This window comes from Arthrobacter sp. Y3223164 (genome assembly GCF_059091005.1).
Window position 1 is genome coordinate 1 of record NZ_JBNHGF010000389.1, and the last position, 2,518, is coordinate 2,518.

Sequence of the window (2,518 nt, forward strand, 5' to 3'; positions counted from 1 at the left end):
CGGGAAAGGCGGTGACCGCCCGCAGCCCGTCCTCGGTGATGGCCCACCCGCCGCGGCCCTTCGACATCCAGCCGGCTTTCACCAGCCGCGCGGTCGCCGTCGTCAGGTTTTTGAAGCCGCGGGGCACACCGCCGCTCAGCAACTCCTTCTCGTGCGCGGTCGGCGGTACGCGCCGCAAGGCCTCGCTGATGACGTCCCTGGCGTCAGGCCGGGTGCCGGTTGCGGCTGCCGCCGCCAGAATCTCGAGGACAGGTTTGAGACGCAGATGGGTTTTGAGCATGGCCGTGGCTCCTTCGCGGGGCTGCCGGAACTGGTGACGCTCCCAGTCTGTTACCCGGCCGTGCCGAGCACCACTATTTGGCGTTGTGTGTCGGCTCCCCTAGACCTTGATGACCACCTTGCCCCGCACCTCGCCGGCCTCCAGGCGGCGGAGTGCTTCCGGCATCTGCTCCAGCGGATAAGTGTGGTCGAGCACGGGCTTCAGCTGCCCCGAGACGATCAGCTCACTCAGCCGTTCGAGGTCCGAAGCCGCCTGGCGGGCCATGAACATGACAACACGCTGCCGGTTGAAGAGGGACAGGATCATTCCGCCCAGCGGCCTGAACAGGCCGCCCGTCCAGCGGTCGCCGTGCTCGCCGCCGACGATAACCGCCGTGCCGTCCGCTGCAAGAGCCCGGCGCACGCGCGACAGGGACGGGTTCCCGGCGATGTCCACGATCACGTCATACTTGTGTCCTGCTACCGCAAAGTCTTCGCGGGCGTAGTCGATGACGCTCCCGGCACCGAGGCTCCGCACCAGCTCCGCCTTGGCGGCGCTGCAGACGCCGGTGACCGTGGCGCCCAGGGCCGTGGCTATCTGCACGGCGTAGGTGCCGACGCCGCCGGAGGCCCCCGTGATGAGTACGCGGTGCCCGGCCTGTACGCGGCCGGCGTCCCGCAGCGCCTGCAGCGCTGTCACGCCGGAGACCGGAAGGGCCGCTGCCTGCTCGAAAGTCAGGTCTGCCGGCTTTCGGGCCAGCAGCGACTCCGCTGCCACCGCAAATTCCGCGAAGGAACCCTTGCCGAAACCGAAGACTTCGTCTCCGATCGAAAATTTCGTGACGGCACTGCCTACCGCCGCTACCGTTCCCGCGACGTCAAGCCCGGGGACCGGGTTCTTCGGGGACTTCCACCCGGAGACGGCGCGGACCGGGTACGGCAGGCCGGTGGCCATGTGCCATGTCCCGCGGTCCAGGCCTGCGGCGCGGACCTTGATGAGGACCTGGCTTTCGCCGACCTCCGGTACTGCGATCTCTTCGGGGTGCAGGGCATCGGTGATTCCGTACCGGGTCTGCACTATGGCGCGCATGGTGGGTCTTATGGGGTCCGGGGAGCCGCTGCCGGGAACCGGCTGCGTGTTCGCGGCCGAAGGGGTGGATTCTGTTGGTTCCATGGGACTTCCTTCTCGAGGACGTGGATGACGTGGAGCCCAAGTACTTCGTACAACGTACGAAGCTACCGTACAAAGTACGAGAATGCTATAGTCGCGGGAACAATGATCAAAAAACCGGGCAGCGCCCCCGCGCAACGTGAGCCACTCAGCAGGGAACGGGTGCTCCGCGCCGCGATGGAGATCGCCGACGGCGGCGGGCTGGCCCGCCTGACCATTCGTTCACTGGCTCAGGCACTGGACGCCAAACCGATGTCGCTCTACCACCACGTGCGGAACAAGGACGAGATCCTCGACGGCATCGTCGACGCCGTCTTCGAAGAGATAGAGCTGCCGGTGCCGGGCCGGGAGTGGAAGGCGGAGTTGAAGCGGCGTGCCGCCTCCGCCCGCGACGTGCTGCGCCGCCACCCGTGGGCCATAGCCTTGATGGAATCGCGCACCGCGCCGGGACCGGCAAACCTGCGCCACCACGATGCGACCCTGGGGACTCTTCGGGCTGCCGGGTTCTCGCTGCCGCTGGCGGCCCACGCCTATGCGGTGCTCGATGCGTACGTTTACGGGACGGCTCTCCAGGAGGCATCGTTGCCTTTCGACGGGCCGGACAGTCTGGCGGAGGTCGGCGGGCCGATGGTGGAGATGTTCACCGTCGAGGACTATCCACACCTGCGGGAGTTCGCCGTGGAGCATGTGCTGCAGCCCGGATACGACTTCAGCCACGAGTTCGACTTCGGCCTCGACCTCATTATCGGCGGCTTGGCGGCGTCGCTGCAGGGCCGCTCCGGGACTGGCGAAGAGACACCAGAGCGGGCCGAGGCGCCCTCGCCCTGAACCACCGGGTCGCGGGCGAGGCCATGGGCCCGGAACCCCTGGAACGCGATTGCAGGCAGGAGGGCCCGTGAGGCCCCGCCTTTATTCCGCATTGTCGTTGGCCTGAACCGGAGCGGCGGGACACCCCACTCCGGTGGAGTGCCCCGCCATCGCTCCGGGGTTGCGATTGGTGCGCGCGGGCACATCAACCGCGCCCGGCGTCAGTCGCCGCCGCTATGCCGCAGCGGACATGCTGTCTGCCGCGACGCGCAGCCCGTCGTC

At 67.9% G+C, this 2,518-nt stretch carries 2 protein-coding genes and 1 pseudogene; 1 reads left to right on the top strand and 2 read right to left on the bottom strand.

The annotated features are described in order from the left end of the window. Both AC5RUJ_RS14450 and AC5RUJ_RS14455 read right to left on the bottom strand, forming a co-directional pair. Nucleotides 1–280, bottom strand: a pseudogene (locus AC5RUJ_RS14450) (pullulanase X25 domain-containing protein); the annotation flags it as partial. Between the two features lie 99 nt (nt 281–379). Continuing rightward, nucleotides 380–1,432: an NAD(P)-dependent alcohol dehydrogenase gene (locus AC5RUJ_RS14455; protein WP_494128597.1), complete on the bottom strand. Its 1,053-nt coding sequence runs from the start codon at nt 1,430–1,432 to the stop codon at nt 380–382. Nucleotides 1,433–1,534: 102 nt separating this feature from the next. Here AC5RUJ_RS14455 and AC5RUJ_RS14460 point away from each other — a divergent pair, with 102 nt between their 5' ends. Next, complete coding sequence (locus AC5RUJ_RS14460) at nt 1,535–2,257, top strand: TetR/AcrR family transcriptional regulator C-terminal domain-containing protein (RefSeq protein ID WP_494002217.1); 723 nt, start codon at nt 1,535–1,537, stop codon at nt 2,255–2,257. Nucleotides 2,258–2,518: the final 261 nt, after the last annotated feature.